This is a genomic window from Paractinoplanes deccanensis (genome assembly GCF_016862115.1).
In the GTDB taxonomy this organism is placed as follows: Bacteria; Actinomycetota; Actinomycetes; order Mycobacteriales; family Micromonosporaceae; genus Actinoplanes; species Actinoplanes deccanensis.
Genome location: NZ_BOMI01000084.1, coordinates 97,109 through 118,791 on the forward strand (window position 1 = coordinate 97,109; position 21,683 = coordinate 118,791).

General features: G+C 72.1%; 18 protein-coding genes and 1 pseudogene. 3 read left to right on the forward strand and 16 right to left on the reverse strand.

What is annotated here, in order from left to right; genetic code table 11:
• Positions 1-1,059 carry a protein-L-isoaspartate O-methyltransferase family protein gene (locus Ade02nite_RS22400; RefSeq protein WP_203766849.1) on the reverse strand — a complete coding sequence of 353 codons (1,059 nt, stop codon included), beginning with the start codon at positions 1,057-1,059 and terminating at the stop codon, positions 1-3.
• Positions 1,056-2,255, reverse strand: a complete 1,200-nt coding sequence (locus Ade02nite_RS22405; protein WP_203766857.1) for an aminoglycoside phosphotransferase family protein — start codon at positions 2,253-2,255, stop codon at positions 1,056-1,058. Before Ade02nite_RS22405 ends, Ade02nite_RS22400 begins: the two co-directional genes overlap by 4 nt.
• Positions 2,256-2,361: 106 nt before the next feature.
• Here Ade02nite_RS22405 and Ade02nite_RS22410 point away from each other — a divergent pair, with 106 nt between their 5' ends.
• The gene (locus tag Ade02nite_RS22410) at positions 2,362-3,432 is read left to right on the forward strand and encodes a hypothetical protein (RefSeq protein ID WP_203766859.1); all 1,071 of its coding nucleotides are present in this window, start codon (positions 2,362-2,364) and stop codon (positions 3,430-3,432) included.
• 4 nt (positions 3,433-3,436) lie between these two features.
• Here the strand turns inward: Ade02nite_RS22410 and alc are convergent, their stop codons facing one another.
• Together alc and allB are read right to left on the reverse strand one after the other, a co-directional pair.
• A complete protein-coding gene (gene alc / locus Ade02nite_RS22415; RefSeq protein WP_203766861.1) occupies positions 3,437-4,420 on the reverse strand; it encodes an allantoicase in 984 nt (327 codons plus the stop codon).
• Positions 4,420-5,733, reverse strand: coding sequence for an allantoinase AllB (gene allB, locus Ade02nite_RS22420; RefSeq protein ID WP_203766863.1), 1,314 nt, complete (start codon positions 5,731-5,733; stop codon positions 4,420-4,422). Before allB ends, alc begins: the two co-directional genes overlap by 1 nt.
• 455 nt (positions 5,734-6,188) lie before the next feature.
• On the opposite strand from allB, the gene Ade02nite_RS22425 reads away from it, so the two are divergent.
• The gene (locus Ade02nite_RS22425; protein WP_203766865.1) at positions 6,189-8,435 is read left to right on the forward strand and encodes a winged helix-turn-helix domain-containing protein; all 2,247 of its coding nucleotides are present in this window, start codon (positions 6,189-6,191) and stop codon (positions 8,433-8,435) included.
• Positions 8,436-8,480: 45 nt separating this feature from the next.
• Here Ade02nite_RS22425 and Ade02nite_RS22430 read toward each other — a convergent pair whose 3' ends face one another.
• On the reverse strand, positions 8,481-9,293 hold the full coding sequence (locus Ade02nite_RS22430) for a polysaccharide deacetylase family protein (RefSeq protein ID WP_239168964.1): 813 nt from the start codon (positions 9,291-9,293) through the stop codon (positions 8,481-8,483).
• A gap of 233 nt (positions 9,294-9,526) precedes the next feature.
• Here Ade02nite_RS22430 and Ade02nite_RS22435 point away from each other — a divergent pair, with 233 nt between their 5' ends.
• Positions 9,527-10,594, forward strand: coding sequence for a cation diffusion facilitator family transporter (locus Ade02nite_RS22435; protein ID WP_203766881.1), 1,068 nt, complete (start codon positions 9,527-9,529; stop codon positions 10,592-10,594).
• Between the two features lie 9 nt (positions 10,595-10,603).
• Here the strand turns inward: Ade02nite_RS22435 and Ade02nite_RS22440 are convergent, their stop codons facing one another.
• From Ade02nite_RS22440 to uraD, 11 genes and pseudogenes are all read right to left on the reverse strand, one after another.
• Positions 10,604-10,972 carry a hypothetical protein gene (locus tag Ade02nite_RS22440; protein WP_203766883.1) on the reverse strand — a complete coding sequence of 123 codons (369 nt, stop codon included), beginning with the start codon at positions 10,970-10,972 and terminating at the stop codon, positions 10,604-10,606.
• Complete coding sequence (locus Ade02nite_RS22445; RefSeq protein WP_203766885.1) at positions 10,951-11,814, reverse strand: alpha/beta fold hydrolase; 864 nt, start codon at positions 11,812-11,814, stop codon at positions 10,951-10,953. Before Ade02nite_RS22445 ends, Ade02nite_RS22440 begins: the two co-directional genes overlap by 22 nt.
• Before the next feature lie 60 nt (positions 11,815-11,874).
• Entirely contained in the window at positions 11,875-12,612 is a 738-nt protein-coding gene (locus tag Ade02nite_RS22450) for a hypothetical protein (RefSeq protein ID WP_203766887.1), read from the reverse strand.
• Between the two features lie 126 nt (positions 12,613-12,738).
• The gene (locus Ade02nite_RS22455; protein ID WP_203766889.1) at positions 12,739-13,782 is read right to left on the reverse strand and encodes a DUF6454 family protein; all 1,044 of its coding nucleotides are present in this window, start codon (positions 13,780-13,782) and stop codon (positions 12,739-12,741) included.
• Between the two features lie 45 nt (positions 13,783-13,827).
• Positions 13,828-14,946, reverse strand: coding sequence for a DUF6986 family protein (locus tag Ade02nite_RS22460; protein WP_203766892.1), 1,119 nt, complete (start codon positions 14,944-14,946; stop codon positions 13,828-13,830).
• Positions 14,946-16,496, reverse strand: a pseudogene (aceB, locus tag Ade02nite_RS22465) (malate synthase A); the annotation flags it as partial. The pseudogene aceB and the gene Ade02nite_RS22460, both read right to left, overlap by 1 nt.
• Positions 16,497-16,591: 95 nt before the next feature.
• Positions 16,592-18,076 carry a DUF1996 domain-containing protein gene (locus Ade02nite_RS22470; RefSeq protein WP_203766895.1) on the reverse strand — a complete coding sequence of 495 codons (1,485 nt, stop codon included), beginning with the start codon at positions 18,074-18,076 and terminating at the stop codon, positions 16,592-16,594.
• 388 nt (positions 18,077-18,464) lie between these two features.
• Entirely contained in the window at positions 18,465-19,820 is a 1,356-nt protein-coding gene (locus Ade02nite_RS22475; RefSeq protein ID WP_203766897.1) for an 8-oxoguanine deaminase, read from the reverse strand.
• Positions 19,817-20,677, reverse strand: a complete 861-nt coding sequence (gene pucL, locus Ade02nite_RS22480) for a factor-independent urate hydroxylase (RefSeq protein ID WP_203766900.1) — start codon at positions 20,675-20,677, stop codon at positions 19,817-19,819. The genes Ade02nite_RS22475 and pucL overlap by 4 nt, the downstream gene beginning before the upstream one ends.
• Positions 20,678-20,682: 5 nt before the next feature.
• Positions 20,683-21,045, reverse strand: coding sequence for a hydroxyisourate hydrolase (uraH, locus tag Ade02nite_RS22485; RefSeq protein ID WP_203766907.1), 363 nt, complete (start codon positions 21,043-21,045; stop codon positions 20,683-20,685).
• The gene (uraD, locus tag Ade02nite_RS22490; protein WP_203766916.1) at positions 21,032-21,532 is read right to left on the reverse strand and encodes a 2-oxo-4-hydroxy-4-carboxy-5-ureidoimidazoline decarboxylase; all 501 of its coding nucleotides are present in this window, start codon (positions 21,530-21,532) and stop codon (positions 21,032-21,034) included. The genes uraH and uraD overlap by 14 nt, the downstream gene beginning before the upstream one ends.
• Positions 21,533-21,683 lie beyond the last annotated feature (151 nt).

Here is a 21,683-nt window from a genome sequence, read left to right on the forward strand (position 1 = left end):
TCACCGCGACAGCTTCCAGGCCGACGGGACGTAGATCGGGGCCTCCGGGTCGCCGCCCGGCGCGAAGCGGACGCGCCACGCGCCCATCGGCGGGCGGCCGGCGTCGAGCCAGCGGTCGACGATGGCGGTAGCCTCGGCGGCGTAGCGGGCCGCCTCCGCTCCCCCGGCCGGCACGCTGCCGTCGGGCAGGATGATCGCGCCGCCGGTGCGCGTGCCGTCGAGCAGGATCAGGCAGTTCTGTTCGCGGCGCGGGACGGCGGCCAGGGTGGCGCGGCGGTTCCAGACGCCGGCCGCATACCAGAGATCGCGGTAGGCGAGCGGCTCCAGCGGCGGGTCGAAGCGAGGGCCGGCGTGCTCGGTGAACTCGGCCAGCGTGCCGGGGGCGGCGGGCGCGGGAAAGGGCCGCGCGGCGGTGAGCGGGCCGGCGGCGGTCATGAAGCCGGCCGGGCTGACGACGGCGCCGATGTCGTCGGTGACGGCCAGCACCGGGTGGGTGCCGGCGTGCTCGACGGGGGCGACCACGATCTCGGCGTCCCGCCAGCCGGGGGCCAGCCCGGCCACGCCGACCGTGACGATGACCCGGTCGAACGGGCCGGCCGGGACGCGGTATCCGTCGCCGTGCTCCACCCGTACCGAAGCGATCTCCGCTCGTCGCAACGCGTCACGGGCCTTGGCGGCGACGTCGGGCTGCACGTCGACGCTGGTGACCTCGGCGCCGAGCGAAGCGAGAAGCGCGGCGTTGTAGCCGGTGCCGGCGCCGATCTCGAGGACGCGGTGGCCGGGGCGCACCGCCAAGGCCTGGATCATGAGCGCCATCAGCGAGGGCTGGCTGGAGGAGCTGACCGGGGTGCGGTGGTCGAGCTTGGTGACCAGCACGTCGTCGCGGTAGACGAGGTCGAGGAAGTCGGGGTCGGTGGGCTTGGCCCAGGTGCCGTCGCGGCGCTGGAAGCCGTCGGGGACGAAAGCCTCACGCGGGACGGTGGCGAACGCGGCGGCGAGCTCCGGCGACAGGGTCACGCCGCCCTGCCGGATCTCCTCGACGTACGCCTCCCGGCTCACTCCCCCACGATAGAGGCGGCCGCGCGCAGACAGGCCGGAACGTCGTCAGCGTGATAAGGAAATTCGGATGGCTCGATGTTGTCGAGGAAGCCGGCGTAGATGACGGCGCTGCGCAGCAGTGCCAGCGGGCGCAGCAGCTCGAGCGCGCGAACGGGGTCGGCGCCGGTCGCCTGCCAGCGCCGGGCCCAGGCGTCGATCACGCCGGGGTCGTCGGTGAGGCGCAGGATGTCGAAGCCGGGATTGCCGAACGTGCAGTCGCCCCAGTCCATGATGGTCATCCGGCCGGCGCCGTCGGTGCGCACGTTGCCGGGGTGCAGGTCGCCGTGCACGAGGGTGTCGGGCAGCCCGCAGTCGGCGATCCGCTGGAGGCGGCGCGGCAGGTCGTCGATCAGGGCGCCGAGGCCGGGGATGGTGCCGAGGTACGGTTCGGCCACGCGCTCGAAGGGTTCCGGGGCGAGCCGGGCGTCGGGCACTCTTTGCCGGATCTCGTCCGGATTTTTCGAGAAATGCAGCTGTACGGGGTGAAAAGCCGCCGCGATGTCGGCGCAGAGGCCGGGGCCGGCGCCGTAGCGGTCCTCCCCCGGCGCGTGGGCGAGAAGCATGCGGCCCTCGTCGCCGGCGGCCAGCAGCTCGGGGGCGAGACCGGGCGCGACGCCGGCGAGCAGGCGGATGACGTGCGGCTCGTGGGCGAAGAACCGGGGCACCTGCTTGAGCCAGGCACGCGTCACGCCGCCGGGGCCGTCGAGCCGCCAGATCGCGGAGAGGTTCCAGGTGCGGCGCTGGTGAAAGGTGACGTCCGGAAGGTGTTCCCGGGCCCACGCGAGGGAGGCGGCGGGCCCGTTGATCTCGGCGTAGGGCGCCCGCTTGGGGTGCGGCGCCAGGGAGAGGCCGCCTTCGCCGCGCGGCGACACCACGCCCGGGCGCCCCTCATCGCGCGGCGCCGCCTCGCCCAACCGCTCCTCATGGCCCTGGTCGATTTTTCGGATATTTGGTGCTTTCTCGGCTGCTTGGGCGAGATAGGTGACGTGGCCGCCGGGAGGGGCGGGGCGGTCGGCGTGCAGCAGGCGCAGGACCTGGAGGTCGTCGCCGAAGCCGGCGACCTCCTGCCACCAGGGCACCTCGGCCTCGAACGGCCCGCGCTCGCCCAGCAGCACGCCGTCCGCGTCGACCAGCACCAATGTCACCGTTCGCGTCACGGTCGCACCGTAGACGCGACGGGCCGCACCGCTCCACCGAAATTTCGGGAGGTGACGACGTGTCGGCGGACGGCGCGTGATCATCGGGAGCGCCTAGGATGCATCGATGTTCGGTCGTCGTGGGCGCGCCCTTCCCGATCTCTGCACCGATCTCGCCGACGCCGTGATCCGGCTCGACGAGCGGGGCTCCGCCAAGAGCTTTCGCGCCGTCGTGCAGCGCGCACAGCAGTGTGACGCCGAGGAGCTGAGCGCCGGCCTCGTACGGCTGAGCCCCGCCCTGGAGCAGGTCGCGCTCGGCAACGGCGGGCAGCTCGCCGGGCTCGCCGCGGCGCTCGTCGAGATCGGGGCCGACCCGCTGCCGGTGCTCGATGTGCTGGTCGAACGGGTGGCCGGCGGCCTCGAGCTGGCCGCGCAGTTCGGGCTGATCGCCGGCGAGCTCGGCGACGTCGCCGCCCCCACGAACGCCGCCGAGTACCGCGAGCTGCGCGACCGCGTCGTCCGGGCCGCGCCCGCCGCGGGGCTGGCCGTCGAGGAGGCCGGCGAGATCACCCAGGCGTGGTTCACCGTGAACGACTGGATCCCCAGCCTGCTGCTCCCGTTGCAGCACAAGCGCGCCCGGCTCGCGCTGCCCCACCGCGACCGGCTGACCGCGGCCACCGCCGCCGTCGGCGACCAGGTCGACGACGCTCCCTGGCTGCACGGCCTGCTGCTGGTCCTCGACGACGAGCCGCTGCTCGTCCTGCACCGCGAGACCGGCCGGGCGTACGACCTGAAGATCAGCGGCATCGGCGACAACTTCCAGCTGCACACCCTGCTGGCCGCCGCGCTGATCGGCGAGGGCCGCCTGCCGGGCACGCCGCCGGCTCCCGCGTGGGTGGCGGCCGCGACGACCGGCGAGATGATGCCCGAGGGCGGCATCCAGGGACAGTTCAACCTGGTCGACGCCCGCGGCGCGTGGATCTGGAACGAGGGCCGGCCCGCCGGCATCCCGCTGCTCGGCGACCATCGCGTGGTCGTGCTCGACCCTCCCCCGTACGCCCGGGGGTGGAACGCGGGCCGCGCCTATCCGCTGATGACCCCGGAGATGACGCTCGTCCGCACCCTGCCCGCCGAGGAGGCCGCCGGCTGGCTGGCCCGGGTCGCCCCCAGCGCCCGCTTCGGCGGCGACAGCGCGTAGGCCGTCAGGACGATCGCCGGCGGAACTGCTCGTCGAGGAAGCCGGGCCTGGCTCGTCCGTGCAGGCGCAGCCGGGCCATGCCGCCGTCCGGGAAGATGTCGAGGCGCACGTGGGTGGCCTCGCGCCCCGGATCGACCCGGAAGCGGTGCGGGGTGTCCGGCGTCAGCGCCACCCGCGGCAGGATCTCGAACCAGTCCGAGTCGCCCGACCGGCCGGACAGCGCGGCCCAGCCCGGCGCGTTGCCCTTGAAGTGCGTCGTGTCGAGGTCGGCGAGCGAGATCAGGGCCGGTGCGGCGAGCCGTACGACCACCCAGTCGTTGCCGTCGTCGCGGCGCCGCGACGTCTCCCACCCGTCGCCCATGTGCTGCGCGAGGCCCGGCATCAGCATCTTTTCCGGGTGCCCGTAGAACATGTCGCTGCATTCGGTGACCGCCGCCCCGTGCGCGGCGGCCGCCACGTCGAAAACGTCGGGCAGCAGCGCCGGATCGGGCACCACGACGCCGTGCACGCGCAGCCGGGCCACCCCGCCGTCGGGGTGAATCGTCAGCCGTACGTGGGTGAAGCGGCGCTCGTCCGCCACCGCGAAAAGGTTGCGGCTGTCCCCGTTGAGCGGCGACTTCGGCACCAGCGGAACCCATTCCGCCGCCACCAGGTCCGCGGCGCTCGGATATCCCCGCACGGACAGACCATCGATGGACGCGTACGGGGGAAAGTTGCCCGTGAAGAAGGCGGTGTCGACGTCGACACCGCGAATCACCCCCGGTGCCCCCAGCCGGACGATCGCCACGTCGGACCCGGGCTCCCGGCGCCTGCGGGTCTCCCACCCGTCGTACACCTGCCCCTTGTGGCCGAAGGTCCGCGGCGAGTGGACCGGCGGTTCGGCAGTCACCAGATGGTCGGCGGCCGCGAAGAACTCGTCGTTCGCGTGGACGACGCCACCGCCGAACGCCCGCGAGGCCAGATCGGGAAGCGCGGCGAACGCGTCCATCAGGCGCCCTCCCGGGTGAGGAACATGCCGGCCGGGGCCGATCCGGTGACCGCGTGCCCGCGCAGCCACGTCGTGCGGACCACACCCTGCAACTTCTTTCCCGCGTACGGCGTCACGGGGTTTTTGTGGTGCAGCCTGCGCGGCTCGACGACGAAGGTCTCGTCGGCGTCGAAGGCCACCAGGTCCGCGTCCGCACCCACCATGATCCGCCCCTTGCCGGGCAGCCCCACCAGGTCGGCCGGCCGCCGCGCCATCCACTCCGTGACATCACCGAGCGTATAGCCCCGGGCCCGCGCCGCCGTCCAGATCACCGGGAGCCCGAGCTGCACCGACGCGATGCCGCCCCAGGCAGCCGCGAAGTCGCCGGTGTCACGCCGCTTCAGCTCCGGCGTGCACGGGGAGTGATCGCTCACCACGCAGGTGATCAGCCCGTCCGCGAGGGCCTGCCACAGCCGGCCGGCGTTCGCGGCGTCCCGGATCGGCGGGCAGCATTTGAATTCGGTGGCCCCGTCGGCGATCTCCCCCGCGTCCAGGGTCAGGTAATGCGGGCAGGTTTCGGCCGTGACGCGTACGCCCTCTGCTTTTGCCGCCGCGATCAGCGGAAGGGCGCCGGCCGCCGAAAGGTGCAAAATGTGCACGCGCCCGCCGCTCTCGCGCGCCGCCGCGATGGCGGTGGCCACCGCGGCGTGCTCCGCCTCCGCGGGCCGCGACGCCAGGAAATCGCCGTATCGGGCCGATCCTCCGAACGGCTGCAAATGCTCGGGATCCTCGGCGTGCACGACGAATAGAGCATCGACACTCTTCATCGCCGCCGTGAGTTCTGCGCCGGTGACCGGCGGAAACTCGGGAACGCCGGAATCGGCGAGAAATGCCTTGAAACCGAAGACCCCGCGCGCGTGCAGGCCGGACAGATCGGCGGTGTTTCCGGGAATCTTGCCGCCCCAGAATCCGACGTCGATGTGGGTCTGACCGCGGGCCGCCTCCTGCTTGACCGCCAGCGCCTCCGCGTCGACCGTCGGGGGGAGGCTGTTCAACGGCATGTCGACGATGACGGTGACCCCGCCGGCGGCGGCCGCCCGCGTGGCCGAGGCGAAGCCCTCCCAGTCGGTGCGGCCGGGCTCGTTGACATGCACATGGGTGTCGACCAGCCCCGGCAACAATGCCGTCTCACCCAGATCGGTGTCGATGCGAGCGTCGTGAAGGTGGTCGTAATCGTCGACCCCGACGATCCGGCCGCCCTCGACGGCCACCGCCGCCGGGCGCTCGCCGTGCGCCGTGACAACCCGCCGAGATCGCAGCACCAGATCCACCATGGGGTGAGACTAGTGGCCTTCCCCGGGACCAACGGTGGGTAATTCCTCACGTTGCGCATCATCACGCCCGGGTGAGGTAGCGCGGGCCGAAACGTGATGTGGTGATTCCACGGCGCCCCATGCGGTGGCGCGCGGGCATCGCATTGCTTTACCTCGGCGCAACAATTTCGTCCACTTGTGTCCGATCGGCGTATCGGTCAATTGTTTCATTCCCGGTCGTTTCCCTGGCCCCGCGCGGGCCACTCTCGCTTATTAATGGAGATCACCGCTTGTGCCGTGTTGCGCCTGCCCGCGTGCTGTGTTGGGCTGTCAACGGCGGGGGCCGGGGAAGTGCGAATGGCGATGACGTTTCGTCACCGCCCGCACGCATGCCGAACGGGCCCCGGCCGTTTACCGGCGCCGACGGGAAGGCGTTTCTCGTGGAGAACAGCAGCGGTATTTCGCCATCGTCGACAATGGCCGGACGGCAGGACGGCAGGGCCCTCCCGGAACGATTCGCCCGCCCGCCGGCGCGGCGCTCACCCGTCGAGCGGACCAGGCTTGCCGACCTGATGGACGCGGGCGTGCGGGGTCCGGTGACGGTGATCCGCGCCGGCGCCGGGTGGGGCAAGAGCACGCTGGTCGCCTCGTGGGTGAGGCAGCGGGAGGCGTCGCAACCGGTGGGCTGGGTGACGCTCGGCGCCGGGCACAACGATCCCCGCGTTTTCTGGGCGGATCTCCTGACCGCCGTGCGCGCCGGCGGCGCGGTCATCCGCGGCGACGGCACGGGTGAGGATCTCGGCCGGCGGCTGGCGTCGGCGCTGGATCTGCTGCCCAAGCCTCTGGTGCTGGTCCTGGACAACCACCACGAGTTGGTCAGCGCCGCGGTGCTCGACGGCCTGGCCCGGCTGCTGCACGATCCGCCACCGGCGCTGCGCCTGGTGCTGGTCGGCCGGGGCGAGCCGCTCCTGCCCCTGCACCGGCTGCGGGCCGCCGGCGAGCTGAGCGAGATTCGCGCCCGGCATCTGGCGTTTTGCGCCGGCGAGGCGGCCGAGTTGCCCGAGCTGCGGCGGCTCCCGCGGGGCGAGCTGGCGAGGCTGATCACCCGCACCGAGGGCTGGGCGGTCGGCCTGCGCCTGCTGGCCCGCGCCACGGCGGCCGGAGACGGCCGGGAAGTCCGCGACTACCTGTTGCGCGAGACGGTCGGCGCCCTGCCTCCGGAGACGCAACGGTTCCTCGTGCGGACGAGCATCGCGGAGACGGTCTGCGGTCCGCTGGCCGACGCCCTCACGGGCGAGCGGAACGGCCTGGCGACCCTGGAGCGGCTGAACGACGCCGACGCGTTCGTGACCCGGATCGAGGAGCGGCCCGGCTGGTACCGCTACCACCCCCTGCTGCGCGCTGCGCTGCGCCATCAGCTCGCCGTCGAGCAGCCCGGCGCGGAGGCGCACCTGCACCTGATGGCCGCCCGGTGGTACGAGCGCGAGCGGCTCGTGACGGAGGCGATGCGCCACGCGGTGGCGGCCGAGGAGTGGCGGTATCTCGGCCGGCTCGCCGTGGACCACGCCATGGTCCGCATCCTGTCCGGCGAGCGGGGCGAGTTCGTCGACCTGCTCCGGCTGATCCCGGCCGGCCGGCACGCGGAATCCCCCGAGCTCGCCCTGTGCGGCGCGGTGGTCCGGTACGACGATGGCGACCGGCCCGGGGCCGCCGTCATGCTGCGCCTGACCCGTTCGCTCGCCGATGAGCTCGCCGGGGTCGCGGACGCCACCGGCGTCACGTTGCGGCTGATGGAGGCCGGCATCTTCCTCTGGCGCAACGGCCGGATGCCCGAGCTGGTCGAGGCGTGTTCGCACCTGCTGGAGGAGCTGAGGGAGTTCCGGGCCGACCAGCTTCCCTCGCTGCCGCACTACCGGGCGGTCGCGCTGAACGAGAAGGGCGCGGGTCTGCTCTGGACCGGTCACTCGGACGACGCCGACCGGTACCTGTGGGCGGCGGCCGCGGCCGCCCGCCGAGTCGACGCCCCGGTCATCGAGGTCAACGCCCTGTCGCATCTGGCACTGCTGTCCTACCTGCGGGGATCGCCGGCCGAAGCCCGCGGCTTCGTCCAGGCCGCGATCGATCTCGCCCACGAGCACGGCTTCGCCACCTCGTCACAGGCTTCGATGTCGTTGCTCACCCGGGCGCTGGTGCAGCTCGACGAGGGCCGGCCCGTCGACGCGCGGGAGTCCCTGCGTCTCGGCCTGCACGCCGGCGGCGAGGAGCTCGCCGCCGTTCCGGCCCGGCTCGCGGTGCTCGTCCGGGCGAAGTTGCTGCTGGCCGCCGGGGAACCGGACGCGGCGCGAGCCACGCTGCGCCAGGCCCGGGAGCGGGCGCCGGTGTCGCTGGACGCGCCGGTCCTGGAGCGGTGGTTGCGGACGATCGAGTCGAACACCGGCACCGTCCTCGATCATCTGCCCGCCGGGCGCCCGCCGCAGCAGGCGGATGCGCCGGCGGTGACGTCCGGCGCCGCGGAGGCCGCCGCCCAGGAGGAGACCCTCAGCGACCGGGAGCGCGACGTGCTGCGCTACCTGCCGACCGTGCTGACCACCTCGGAGATCGCCGGCGACCTGTTCATCTCGGTCAACACGGTCAAGACCCACATGCGATCCATCTATCGCAAGCTCGGCGCGGCCCGGCGGCGGGAGGCCGTGGTGCGGGCCCAGCAACGCGGCCTGCTCTGACGGCCTGCTCTGACGGCCTGCGCCGACGTCGGCTCCGCGCGGCCGTCAGGGGATGTAGTCCTCCAAGCGGGCGGGGGTCAGTCCCGCCTTGTGGATGGCGTTGAGGACGGCCAGGAAGTCGTCGGGGAAGCGGGGGCGGAAGTGCATCAGGATGATGTCGCCGGGCTTGACGGTCTTGCCCTCCTGGTAGAAGACGACGCCGTGGTCGGTGGTCTCCTTCCAGTAGAAGGCGGCCTTCATGCCACAGTCCTTTACCACGCGCAGCGTGGTGGCGTCGTGGGTGCCGCCGGGCGGGCGGAACAGGACGGGGCGGCGGCCGTAGTAGGCGGCGAGGCGGTCGGCGCCGCCGCAGATCTCGCTCTTCTGGAAGGCGTACGACTTGCCCTTGAGGTTGGGGTGGCTGATCGTGTGGTCCTCGATCGTGGCGCCGGCGGACTCCAGGGCCTTGAAGTAGGCGGGGTTGTCCTTGATGGCGTTGACCTCGAGGAAGAGGGTGGTCGGCACGTTGGCGGCCTGGAGCAGCCGCAGGGCCTGGGGGTGCTTGACCCAGCCGTCGTCGATGGTGATGAAGGCGATCTTCTGGTCGGTGGGGACGCGGCTGAACCACCCGGCGGCGTTGCCCGCGGGGAGCGTGACCTTGGTGGGTGCGGGGGCCGGCGGGAACTGCGGGATGCGGTTGCGGAGGGCCGGCGGGAGGGCGGCCAGAGCGGCCTGGCGCGTGTCGGTGGCCGGCGCGGCGGTGGACGGGGTGGTGACGGGCGGTGCCTCGTACGACGGGCTCGGGCTCGCGGGGGCCGACGAGGAACCGCCGGCCGCGCTGCACCCGGCGGCGACCGCCAGCAACGCGCTCGTGGCCACCGTTCGGACTGCCCTGCTGAACCGCATGTCTACGCCCCCGTCGAAGTTGACTATCAGTAAGTACGACGGCTGTCGTGGGCCGGATGCCCACCGGGGCGCCGAACTGTGCCCGGAGTCATGATCGTCGACGGGCGCAACCCGGCACGGCCGGCGGCGTGCAACGGCGGTGTTCTTGCAGCTCGTTGGCATCTGCCGCGTTGTCGCATGCCTAGTCTGGCCGCTATGGTCGGGGCATGGGGAACCCGGGAACGGCGCATCACGAGCACGCCGACGGCACTCACCACACGCACAGTCACGATCACGGTGGGTCGCGCCTGTGGGGGCGCATCCGGCATGCCGTGACGCCGCATTCGCACGACAGCGCGGCGCGGGTCGACTCGGCACTCGAAGCGTCGCGGGAAGGGCTTCGAGCGCTGTGGATCTCGCTGGTAATCCTGGGGGCGACGGCGGGGCTCCAGGCCGCCGTTTTCGCGGTGTCCGGTTCGGTGGCCTTGCTCGGAGACACGCTGCACAACGTGGCGGACGCGCTCACTGCCGTACCGCTGGGGATCGCGTTCCTGCTCGGCCGGCGGGCGGCGACCCGGGCGTACACGTACGGGTTCGGCCGGGCCGAGGATCTGGCCGGCGTGGTGATCGTGCTGGTCATCGCGGCGTCGGCGGTGGCGGCGGGGTGGACGGCGATCGACCGGCTGCTCGATCCGCGGCCGATGGCGCACGCGGGGTGGGTGCTGGCGGCGGGGCTGATCGGGTTCGCGGGCAACGAGGTGGTGGCGCGCTACCGGATCACGGTCGGACGGCGGATCGGCTCGGCCGCGCTGGTCGCCGACGGGCTGCACGCGCGGACGGACGGCTTCGCGTCGCTGGCGGTGGTCGCGGCGGCGGCCGGGTCGTGGCTGGGGCTGCCGTGGGCCGATCCGGTGGTGGGGCTCGCCATCGCGGTGGCGATCACGCTGGTGCTGGTGGACGCGGCGAAGGAGATCTACCGCCGGCTGATGGACCGGGTCGACCCGGCGATCGTCGACGAAGCGGAAGGGGCCCTGCGCGAGATCCCGGGCATCGACGGCGTGCCGGCGCTGCGGCTGCGCTGGATCGGCCACAGGCTGCACGCCGAGGCGACGGTGGTCGTCCCGGCGCACCTGTCGCTGATCGCCGCCCATGAGATCGCGGCCGACGCGGAACACCAGCTGACCCACCGGATCCCGCACCTGACGACGGCCACGGTGCACGTGGACCCGGCGACGCATCCCGGCGACGAGCACCACCTGGCGCTGTCGCACCATCGGCGCGCGCACGTCCACTGAGGCCGAGGGTCAACCGTCCCAGTCGAGCTGGTGTTCGGGGACGCCGACGGAGCGGCCGTAGGACTTGGCGGCCTCGTGGGTCTCGGTGTCGCCGGGGCCGTAGCGGAAGATCTTGCCGGCGAAGACGACCACGTGATCCTCGCCGTCGCTGAAGTCGGCGTACCAGCCGCCCTCGGGATTCAGGCAGGCCGAGAGCGCGTCGGCCAGGGCGCCGGCGTCGTCGGACTCGAAGTCGATGACGGTCCAGGCGGCGGGCTGGGCGGCGGCCTGCGTGTTCTCCTGGTCCTGGCGGAAGACGCGGACGATGCGGGTGCCGGGCGGGGCGAACTCGGCGCCGGGGCGCAGGCTGTCGCCGATCAGGCGGCCGGTGACGGGCATGGGGTCTCCTGCTCGGTGGACCACAGCGCTTCGAGGAGGGCGTTGACGGTGGCGGGCTGGTCGCGGTGGGGGTCGTGGGCGGCGCCGGTGACACGCACGAGGCGGGCGCCGATCTTGTCGGCGACGGTCGAGGCCACGGCCCGCATCACGGCGGCCATGCCGGGGCGGAAGCCGGGCGGGACCCGCTCCCACCCGCCGACGATCACCAGTTTCGGGAAGGCGGCCTGCGCAAGCGGAGTGACGGCCAGCTCGGCAAGCCAGCAAGGACGCTCGCCCAGCGCCGTCCGCGCCGCGCGGAGCAGACGGTCTGCCGGCTCGGGCGTGGGCGCGTCACGATACGCGGTTGCAACGTACTCCTCGGGGGTTCCTCGGCGGGCTCCGGCCATGAACCGGCGGCCGTCCTCGATGGCGGCGGCCACGACGGGCTCGCCGGCGGCCAGTTGGTGCGCGCACGGCTCGATCAAGGTCAGCGAGCGGACCAGGCCGGGGCGGGCGGCGGCCGCGAGCATCGCGACCGTTCCGCCGTACGAGTGGCCGACCAGGTGAGCGCCGGAGCCCATCAGCGCGACGATGTCCTCGGCGTCGACCTCGTAGTCGCTGGTGACACCGCCACCGCCGCGATGGTGTCCGCGGCCGGCGGGGTCGCCGTCGGTGGGGGCGCTGCCGAGGTCGGGGCTGTCGCCGAAGCCGCGGCGGTCGGGTAGCAGGATGCGGCGGGTGCGTGCCAGGGGGCGTTGCCGCTCGAAGGCGTGCGCCGCCCACGTGAAGGTGCCGTGGATCAGGATCGCGGGGTCACGGTGCGCCGGTCCGTCCCATGTGGAGACATTGATCGGCGTACGCATGTGAGCAAGGTAGCGGATCGACCCGGCGCCGCGCCGGGAAGCCTGCCCTTACCGCCCAGATCAGCGACGCGCGCCGCGCCACAGCGGCGAGACGGCGAGCAGGCCGAGGCCGACCAGCGTGAGCAGGCGGAACTCGGTCGTCATGAGCGGTTCCCAGAGCAGGGCGAACTGCGCGGTGCCGAACCGGGCGGCGGCGTTGAAGATCAAATACCAGGCCACGATCAGCGTGTACGGGGTGACGAAGACGAGTCCGAGCGCGCCGATCCAGCGCCGGATCCGCCAGCCGAGGAGCACACCGGCGACGGCGAAGAGCACCGACAGGACCGTGGCGAGCCAGGGCTCGGAGCGTTCGACGTCGATGACGCCGTCCCGGTCGACGGAGAGGCGCCAGTGGTCGCGGGCCGCGGTGAGCTCCAGGTCGTCCGGCTCGCCGACACGCCAGCCGGCGGCCTCGAGACGCGTCGCCACGACGGCGAGATCGCCGGGGCCGCCGGTGAGCTCGGCGGTGACCGAGCCGGCGCCGTAGTCGCCGTAGCCCCAGACGAGCCCGTCGGGCGAGCTGTCCGGCGAGCCCGCGACGTCCTCGTGCCGGCGGGTCTCGGACCACGCGGCGCCGGGCAGCACGGTGTCGGCGATCGCGCCCATCTGCTGGCCGCTCGGCAGGTCGGCGGCGGCGGTCCAGCCGAGCCGGGCGCCGGCGGCGGCGAACAGGGCGGCGACGGTGAGGGCGAGCCACACGCCGAGCGCGGCCCGGCGGCGGGTGGTTTTCTCCGCGGGAACCGCGACCATGTCGATCATCGATGGGCACCTTAGCGGGACGTGGCAGTGGCGCGAAAGGCGCGCTGCGGCCCCAAGTGGCAGCCGGATCGCGCCGAGAGGCGGGTTCGCGGCTGTGCGCGTGGCCCGCCCCCCGCGCGCGTACCTCTAAGAGATCGTGGCTTGGAGGGTGTAGATCTGCGTGCCGGCGGCCTCTTCGCCGTTGTCGGGCGCGGCCCACATGGTGATCGTCGAGCCGGTCGCGGCGAGCTTGACGGGGTTGCGGGTGAGCACGTGCCCGGCGGCGGACCACTGCTGGAACGGGAACTCGTTGATGATCGTGCGGCGGTGCAGGTCGATCAGCGTGATGCCGCCGAGCTCGTAGCTGCCGGTGGCGCCCGGCGCCTGCGGGAGCCCGGTGACGCCGGCGCAGGCCATCTTGCCGGCGGGGACGTATTGGCAGTCCTGGAAGTCGATCAGGTTGGTCGGGTTGAGCCAGGTGGTGAGCTGCCGGCCGGCGCGCGTCCACTCGTAGAACTTGCGCGAGCCCCAGTTGTTGCCGACGTAGCGGCCGGTGGTGGGGTCGTAGACGATGCCGCCGATGTGGTCGCGGACGGTGAAGAGCCGGGTGACCTTCAGCGTGCGCGCGTCGACCTTGTAGATGTCGGCGGAGCTGGTGGGACGGTACTGCGCGACGGGCACCAGGATGTCGTTGCCGGCGATGTCGATGCCGCCGGGGTGGTAGACGATGTCGTGGCCGAGGATCACATCCTTGATGAGCCTGCCGGCGCGGTCGATGACGAAGAGGTGGCCGACGCCCTTGCCGGGGGTGCGGTCGTAGCCGTCGACCGGCTCGGGGTACTTGACCGTGGGTTCGATGATCTCGACGGAGCTGAGGTAGAAGCGGTCCTTCGTGACGACCAGGCCCTCGGGGTGGAAGGTCGGGAAGTCCAGCTTCAACGCGGACAGCTGCGCCCACGCGGTGGACCGGGTCACGGCCGCCAGGTCCTTGGCGAGCGCGCTGTCGGTCCGGGCGTGCGCGTCCCGGGTCGGCGCGGTCTGCGCGTCGCTGCCGGCCGGCGCGGTCTGCGCGTCGCCGCGGGTCGGCGCGGTCTGCGCGTCGCCGCGGGCGGGTGCGGCCTGGGCGGCCGCGCCGGCGCCGGCGGTGACCAGGGCCAGCGTCGCGCCGAGGATCAGAGCGAGTTTCTTCATCCGGCCAGCATGGATCGTCCTCCTGAACGAGGCTCGTCGATCACGTTAGAGGAAGGTCATCAACTCCCGTCGGGAGAATCCGGCGCCGGTGAGGGCGCCGCAGTCGAGGCCGCGCAGGAGATAGGCGGCCAGGGCGCGTGCCGTGGCCGGCTCGTCGGCGATGCCGCTCTCCTGGCGGTCGACGTAGCGGCGCAGGCGGGTCTCCGCGGCGTCGCGGCCGTCGCGGAAGAAGGAGTAGGTGGCGGCGTAGCGGGTGGGCAGCTGGGCGGGATGCAGGTCCCAGCCCTGGTAGAAGCCTCGTTCGAGCGAGCGGCGCACGAGCCGGTGATGCAGCTGCCACGCGCCGTGGACGTCGTCGCGCGAACCGACCGGGAGGATGTTGGTCGAGCCGTCGGAGAGGCGGACGCCGGTCTGCGCGGCGGCCACCTGCATGACGGCCTTGGCGTAGTCGGCCGCGGGATGGTCCATCGCCTGGTAGGCGGCGGCCACCCCGGCGGCGGCGCTGTAGTCGTAGGTGCCGTAGTGCAGACCGGTGCAGCGCCCCTCGGCCGCGGTGATCAGCTGGGCGACCGTGGCGACGCCGTCGGCGGAGAGGATGGCGCTGGGCAGTTCCACCTGGATCTCGAAGCCGATCGGGGCGCCGAGCTTGTCCAGCAGGGCGACCATGGCGGTGACCTGGGCGGGGCCGCTGACCTTGGGCAGAGTGACCACGAAGCCCGTGTCCTGATAGGAGTCGAGGAAGAGGTCGAGCGTCCTGATCGCGCGATGCCGGGTCGGCGCCTCCAGCGACTTGATGCGGAGGCCCAGGAAGGGCGGCAGCGGGCCGTCGCGCAGGATCCGGGCGGCACGGCGGACGGCAGCGTCCTCCTGCTCGTCGTCGCGGACGCCGTAACCGTCCTCGAAATCGACGCGCAGGTCCTCGATGGGCTCCTCCGCCAGCTTGCGGCGGATCTGCTCCTCCTCCCAGGGAAAGGCGAACTCGTCCATGGCGCGGAGGGCGGCCGCGCCCCAGTCGCGGAAGCCGTCGAGCCGGTCGGCGGGCACGTAGACGGTGTGCACCGGCTGGCGGCCCGGCCGCTCCCCCGGATAGCGGCTCTTGAGGTAGGCGTCGTGCTCGGTGAGGCGTGCGTCGAGGTCGGCGTAGTCGTCGCTGGTGAGAGCCATCAGTCGATCGAGTCGTAGGCGGCGGTGGTCAGGAAGTCGGCGAAGTCGTCGGCGAGCGCCACCCGCTCGAAGAGCTTGCGGGCGTCGTCGAAGCGGCTGCCGGTCCACGCCTCGTCGCCGATCGTCTCGCGGATCTGCGCCAGCTCCTCGTCCTCGATCCGGCCCACGAGGTCGGCGGTGATCTCGGTGCCGTCCGGCAGGCGCACGCCGTTGTGGATCCACTGCCACACCTGGGATCGCGAGATCTCGGCGGTGGCCGCGTCCTCCATGAGGTTGTTGATGGCGACCGCGCCGTTGCCGCGCAGCCAGGCCTCCAGGTATTGCAGAGCGACCGAGACGTTGGAGCGCAGGCCGGCCTCGGTGACCTCGCCGGGGGTGCTCGCCACGTCGAGCAACTGCTCGGCGGTGACCCGCACCTCGGGACGCTGCCGGGCGAGCTGGTTGGGCTGGTCGCGCAGGACGCCGTCGAAGATCTCCTGGCAGACGGGAACCAGGTCGGGGTGGGCGACCCACGAGCCGTCGAAGCCGTCGCCGGCCTCGCGCTCCTTGTCCTCGCGCACCTTGGCCAGCGCCACCTCGTTGACCTCGGGGTCGCGGCGGCTCGGGATGAAGGCGGCCATGCCGCCCATGGCGAAGGCACCACGGCGATGGCAGGTGCTCACCAGCAGCTCGGTGTAGGCGCGCATGAACGGCGCGGTCATCGTCACCGAGGCGCGGTCGGGCAGAATCATCGACGGGTTGTCGCGGAAGTATTTGATGATGCTGAACAGGTAGTCCCAGCGGCCGGCGTTGAGCCCGGAGATGTGCGGGCGCAACGCGTGGAGGATCTCCTCCATCTCGAACGCGGCCGGGATGGTCTCGATCAGGACGGTGGCGCGGATGGTGCCGACGGGGATGCCCAGCGCCTCCTGCGCGTAGGTGAAGACGTCGTTCCAGAGGGCGGCCTCGCGGTGCGACTCCATCTTGGGCAGATAGAAGTAGGGGCCGCTGCCGCGATCGAGCAGCTCCTTGGCGTTGTGGAAGAAGTAGAGGCCGAAGTCGACCAGCGCGCCGACCGCGGGCTCGCCGTCGACCGGCAGATGGCGCTCGTCGAGATGCCAGCCGCGGGGGCGCATGACGATCGTGGGATAGGGGCCGCCGCCGAGCTCGTACGTCTTGGCGGGCGTCTCGAGCGTGATGGTGCGCCGGATCGCGTCGTAGAGGTTCTGCTGGCCGTCGACGACGTTGTGCCAGTGTGGCGTGTTCGCGTCCTCGAGGTCGGCGAGCCAGACCTTGGCACCGGAATTGAGCGCGTTGATGGTCATCTTGCGCTCGGTGGGGCCGGTGATCTCGACGCGGCGGTCCTGGAGATCTCGGGGCGCCGGCGGGGCGCTCCACTCGGCGGCCCGGATGTCGGCGGTCTCGGCGAGGAAGCCTAGGCTCTTGCCGGCGGCGATCTCGGCATGGCGCTGCCGGCGCGCCTCGAGGAGCTCGTTGCGGCGAGGACGGAAACGTCTGTTCAGATCGGCGACGAACGCCACGGCCTCGTCGGACAGGATCTCGGTCATCGTCGACGGCTCCTCTCGGTGCTGGCTTCCTCCGTACGTTAGTGGAGAAAAAGGGGCTGTGCCCGGTTGTCCACAGCCCCTTTTGTCCGCCGGTTATGTCAGAAATTGCCGTCGGTGTTGCACTTGGCCTTCTGCACGATGCAGTCCTTGACGCGGTGGCCGAGGGCGGCGTCGTCCCAGGCGAAGAAGGCGTCGCCGTGCATCGAGCTGGCGTTGCCCGAGGAGAGCTTGAAGCCGGCGCTGGTGCCCGAGGTCGGGTAGCCGATCACGAACGACAGCGACGGGATCGCCACCGGGAACCTGCCGCTGCACTTGCCGGAGCCGTCGGCCGGGCCGACGTGCGACTTGTGGTCCGGGCTGTCCAGGTGCACGCCGTCCCAGCAGTCGGGGAAGGTCAGCTGGAAGGTGAGCTCGGCGGTCTTGGCGCAGACCGGCCAGTTGCCGTCGGCGCTGCGGCCGACCTCGCCGCCGGCACCGGCGCACCAGAACTGGCCGGGGGCGCCCTTGGGGGTGTCGACCTGGCGCTTCGCGTCCCCGACGATCATCCGGAAGCCCTGCGGGAACGGGACGGTCTTGGTCGGGTCGGGCAGGCGCGAGCCGTAGTAGACGGTGACGCCGTGCGGCTCGATCGCCTTGCCGTTCTCGTAGAGGGTCGGGATCCAGTACGCGGACCGGTCCTGGAGCGGCTTGCAGCTGGAGCCGGCGTTCTTGAGCAGCGTCTCCGTGGTGGTGTACGCGTCGGTGGAGTCGTTGCCGAGGAACGAGTGCATGTGCGAGCCGCCGGGCAGGCCGGGCAGCACGATCGGATCGTCGGCCTTCGCGTGGCTGACCGTGCAGGAGGCGTTGAACTCGGACACCCGTACCGGATTGTTGGTGATCGGTTTGGGGGTCATCGCGTTGAAGGCGGCGAGCTGGGCCTGCCACTTGGCCTGGTCCATGGTCACCCAGCCGGCGCCGGTGGCCGGCGGCGTGGTGCCGGCCGGCGACGAGGTGGGCGTGGTGGCCGGGGCGCTCGTCGCCGGGGTTGATGTCGGATTTGCCGGGCTTGGGGCCGCCGCGCCGAGGGTGAACCAGTTGATGTTCACGAAGTCGGCGGACTGCTTGCTCTTCATGACCGCGACGAGGTTCTGCTTGCCGGCGGGCGGCTTCACGGTGACGGTCTTGGTGACCCACTTCTGCCAGCCGCCGGTCTTCTCGACCGGGATCGAGGCGAGCAGCGCGCCGGTGTTCGAGCCGAGGCGCAGGTCGATCGAGCCACCCGCGGCGTTGTCGGACGCGATGCGCGCGGTGATCGTCGAGCCGATGGTGACGTTGTCGTAGCGGAGCCAGTCGCTGTTCTTGAGCCAGCCGACGTTCTTGCCGCCGTCCTTGTCGCCGGTGTTCTCGGTCTGGGCGCCGGACTGCGCCGAGAAGGCCTCGGCCTGGAGGCGGCCGGGGACGACGGTCTCGGCCGCGTTGGCGGTCGCGATGTAGACACCGCTGCCCCCGAGTGCCACGACGACGGCCGCACCGAGGACGGTGCGGGTCACGCGGCGCCGGGTGCGCGGATGGGGCGGTGCGACGTGCTGGGAGTCAGTCCGCATTTCTCGTTCTGCCGTTCCAGGTGATCGTGTGGGGGGCCGTTTCACCAGGGAGTATGCAGAGGCCAGAGGCTTATTTCAATCCACGGAGAAAGACTTGAGAATTGCCTTTTCCGGCGCCGCAGGTGGCCGCGATATCCATTCTGGATAACGCTTTTATCGGCGAACTGCCTTAAGTCTTCCTTAAATGCGTTGGGCACGGCGCCGACCACACAGCGCGACCGCGCGGGCGGGGTGGGGTGGTGGCGGCGAGCCGGGTGGCGCGCGGCGGGGACGGGCGCGGGGCCTCGCGAGCGCGGGGCCTCGGAAGCGCGGGGCCTCGGGAGCGCGGGGCCTCGGGAGCCCGGGGCCTCGGGAGCCCGGGGCCTCGGGAGCCCGGGGCCTCGCGACGTCAGCGGGCCGCTTTCATGAGGCGGCGGTGGGCTCGCCGGGCCTCGCGGGTCAGGGTCTCGCTGTCGGCGTGGACGAGCTCGCCACGTTCGACGACGGGGCGGCCGCCGACCAGGGAGAGCTCGACCGGGGCCGGCGGGCCGAAGACCAGCGCGGCCAGCTTGTCGTCGATGCCCTCGTGGCCGAGGCCGTCGAGGCGCCACATGACGAGGTCGGCCAGCTTGCCCCGCTCGACGGAGCCGAGATCGTCCTGGCGGCCCAGGCACCGGGCGCCGCCCATCGTGCCCAGGCGCAGCGCCTCACGGGCCTTGAGGGCGCCGGGGCCGCCGCGGAGGCGGGCCGTGTAGAGCGCCTGCCTCAGCTCCTCGCCCAGATGGGCCGCCTCCTGCGAGGCCGAGCCGTCGACGCCCAGGCCGACCGGGACGCCGCGGTCGAGCATGTCGCGGACGCGGGCCGCGCCGGCGCCGAGGCGGGCGTTGGAGCTCGGGCAGTGGGCCACGCCCGTGCCGGTGGCGCCGAGCTTCGCGATCGCGTCGTCGTCGAGGTGGACGCCGTGGGCCAGCCAGACGTCGTCGCCGAGCCAGCCGAGGCGTTCCGCGTATTGCACCGGGGTGCAGCCGAAGCGCTCCCGGCAGAAGTCCTCCTCGTCGTCGGTCTCGGCCAGATGGGTGTGCAGCCGGACGCCCTTGCGGCGGGCCAGCGTGGCCGCCTCGCTCATCAGGCGCTCGGTGACCGAGAACGGCGAGCACGGCGCCACGGCGATCTGGAGCATCGCGTCGGGCGACGGGTCGTGCCAGCGGTCGATCGCCTTCTCGGTGGCGGCGAGCGCCTCGTCCGTCCGCTCCACGACGTTGTCGGGCGGCAGGCCGCCGTCCTTGCGGCTGAGGTCCATCGAGCCGCGGGTCGGGTGGAAGCGCACTCCCAGGCGGCGCGCCGCCTCGATCTCGGCCTCGAGCACGTCGCCGCCGTCACGCGGGAAGACGTAGTGGTGGTCCATCGAGGTGGTGCACCCGGACAGCGCCAGCCAGCCGAGCCCGGCGCCGGCCGCCGCCCCGACGATCTCGGCGTCGAGCCGGCCCCAGATCGGGTAGAGCGTGGTCAGCCAGCCGAACAGCGTCTCGTCGAGCGCGAGCCCGCGGGTCGCCCACTGGTAGAGGTGGTGATGGGTGTTGACCAGCCCGGGGGTGATCAGGCAGCCGGTGCCGTCGATGCGCCGCAGCGTGCCCTGGTGTCGGCCGGCGTGGCCGGGGCCGACCGCGACGATCCGGCCGTCGTCGCCGACCACCACGTGACCGTCGCCGTAGTAGGTGTCGGCGTCGTCGACCGTGGCGACCGCGACGTTCTCGATCAGGATCACTGATACCACCCCGTCAGGGCCTCGGGCACGTCGTCGCGGGTCACGGTGCCCTCGATCAATCCGTACGGCCGGTCGCCGGCCACGAAGACCTCGTTGTCGTTGGTGAGCCCGAACGGCGACAGGTCGACCAGGTAGTGGTGCTTGTTCGGCAGCGCGAGGCGGATCTCGGCGACCTCCTCCCTCGCGCGCAGCGCGTGGCTGCCCATCGCGAACAGCGTCTGCTGCAGCGAGTGGCTGTAGGTGTCGACGAAGCCCTTGACCAGCGCGCCGAGCACGCCCTCGAAGGACTCGGCCCAGGTGGCGTCGTCGCCGAGGTGGCGCCAGCGGGCGTCGACGGCGGTGGCGAGGATGCGGTCGCCGGTCTCGGGCAGGGTCGTGTATTTGTCGCGCGGGAAGCCGTGGAACTCCGAGGCGGTGGTGTTGAGCAGGGTCAGCCCGGTCACGCCGGAGACCACCTGCGTCTGCTCCACGGTCACCCACACCACGGCCGTACGCGTGTAGTCGCCGTTCTTGCGGAACGAGTGGGGGCCGAGCCTCGCCCAGCCGGACGACTCGACGCTCACCCGAGCCGCACGCACCTGGGGCTGCGACTCGACGAAGTGGCGGGCCAGCAGCAGCGCGAACTCCTCGGGCTCGCCGGCACCGTGCTCCTTCGCGAACGCGTACACCGTGTTCTTCATCGTGTCGGTGGGCAGCACGCCGGAGTTGTCGCCGGTCAGGTGCGTCGCCGCCAGGTCGCCGGAGAGCGAGACGCCGACCGTGAAGTCGACCAGCGCATGGGTCTCGCCGTCGCGCACCACGCGGACCAGCCGCGTCTCCGCCTTGCCGTAACGGTTCTCGCCGAGCACGATCGACACGCCCGTCAGCTCCCTCGATAGGTGGTGTAGCCGTAGCGGCTGAGCAGCAGCGGCACGTGGTAGGGCCGCTCCGGGTCACGGACGTGGAAGGCGACCGTGACCTCGGGGAAGAAGCAGTCGTCGCCCAGGTAGGGCTCGACGTAGAAGAAGAGGCGGTAGCCGCCGGCCTGCCACTCGTGCATCGGCACGCGGAAACGCAGCCGGCCGTCGTCGTCGGTGCGCCCGTCGGCGAGCTGCTGCCAGCCGTCGGAGTCGCGCCGCTCGAGGCGCACGTAGACGTCGCGCGCCGGCTCGCCGCTCACCGTGTCGAGGATGTGCGTCGAGATCTTGGCGTGGAACTCGGGCTCCGTGCCGTCACGCGAGGGCATCGAGCAGCCTTTCCAGGCGCAGCCGCGCGATCTTGCGCAGCTCGTCGCTGACGATCGCGCGCTCGGTCTCGGGATCGTTGCCGAGCCGTTCCCGGGCCGCGGCGACGATCTCCTGCTGACCGCGGCCGCTCGCGAAGATCAGGAACACGTGACCGAACTTCTCCTCATACGCCTTGTTGACCTCGATCAACTCGGCCTTGCCGGACGTCTCGGCGGCGGCGGACTGCTCGCTGCGCGACCAGACGGCCTCGCGCGAGTCGCCGGCCGCGCGCTCGCCGATGCGCGGATGGGCGGCGAGGCTGGTGAGCACGCCCTCCCAGCTCAGGGCCCGGGAGGCCTGATCGGCGGCGGCCAGGATCGCGGCACGGTCGCGGTAGGGGCGGTGCGCGAGCACCGTCGCGCCCCAGGTGGGTGCGGCGCAACACGCTTTGAGGTCTGCACCGAGGCGTACGGCGGGCAGCGAGTTGAACACCTCGACCGCGTCCATCGGGCACCCCCTCCTCCAGTCGATCAGTCAAGCAGGCCCGGGTCGGCTTCGCCCTCCGAACCCGGTTCAGGACACCTTGCCAGAGGGGTGCGACAGTTTCGAGACGAGCGCGAGGCGGCACGGAAAAGTGTCGTACCCGTGGGCGAGGATG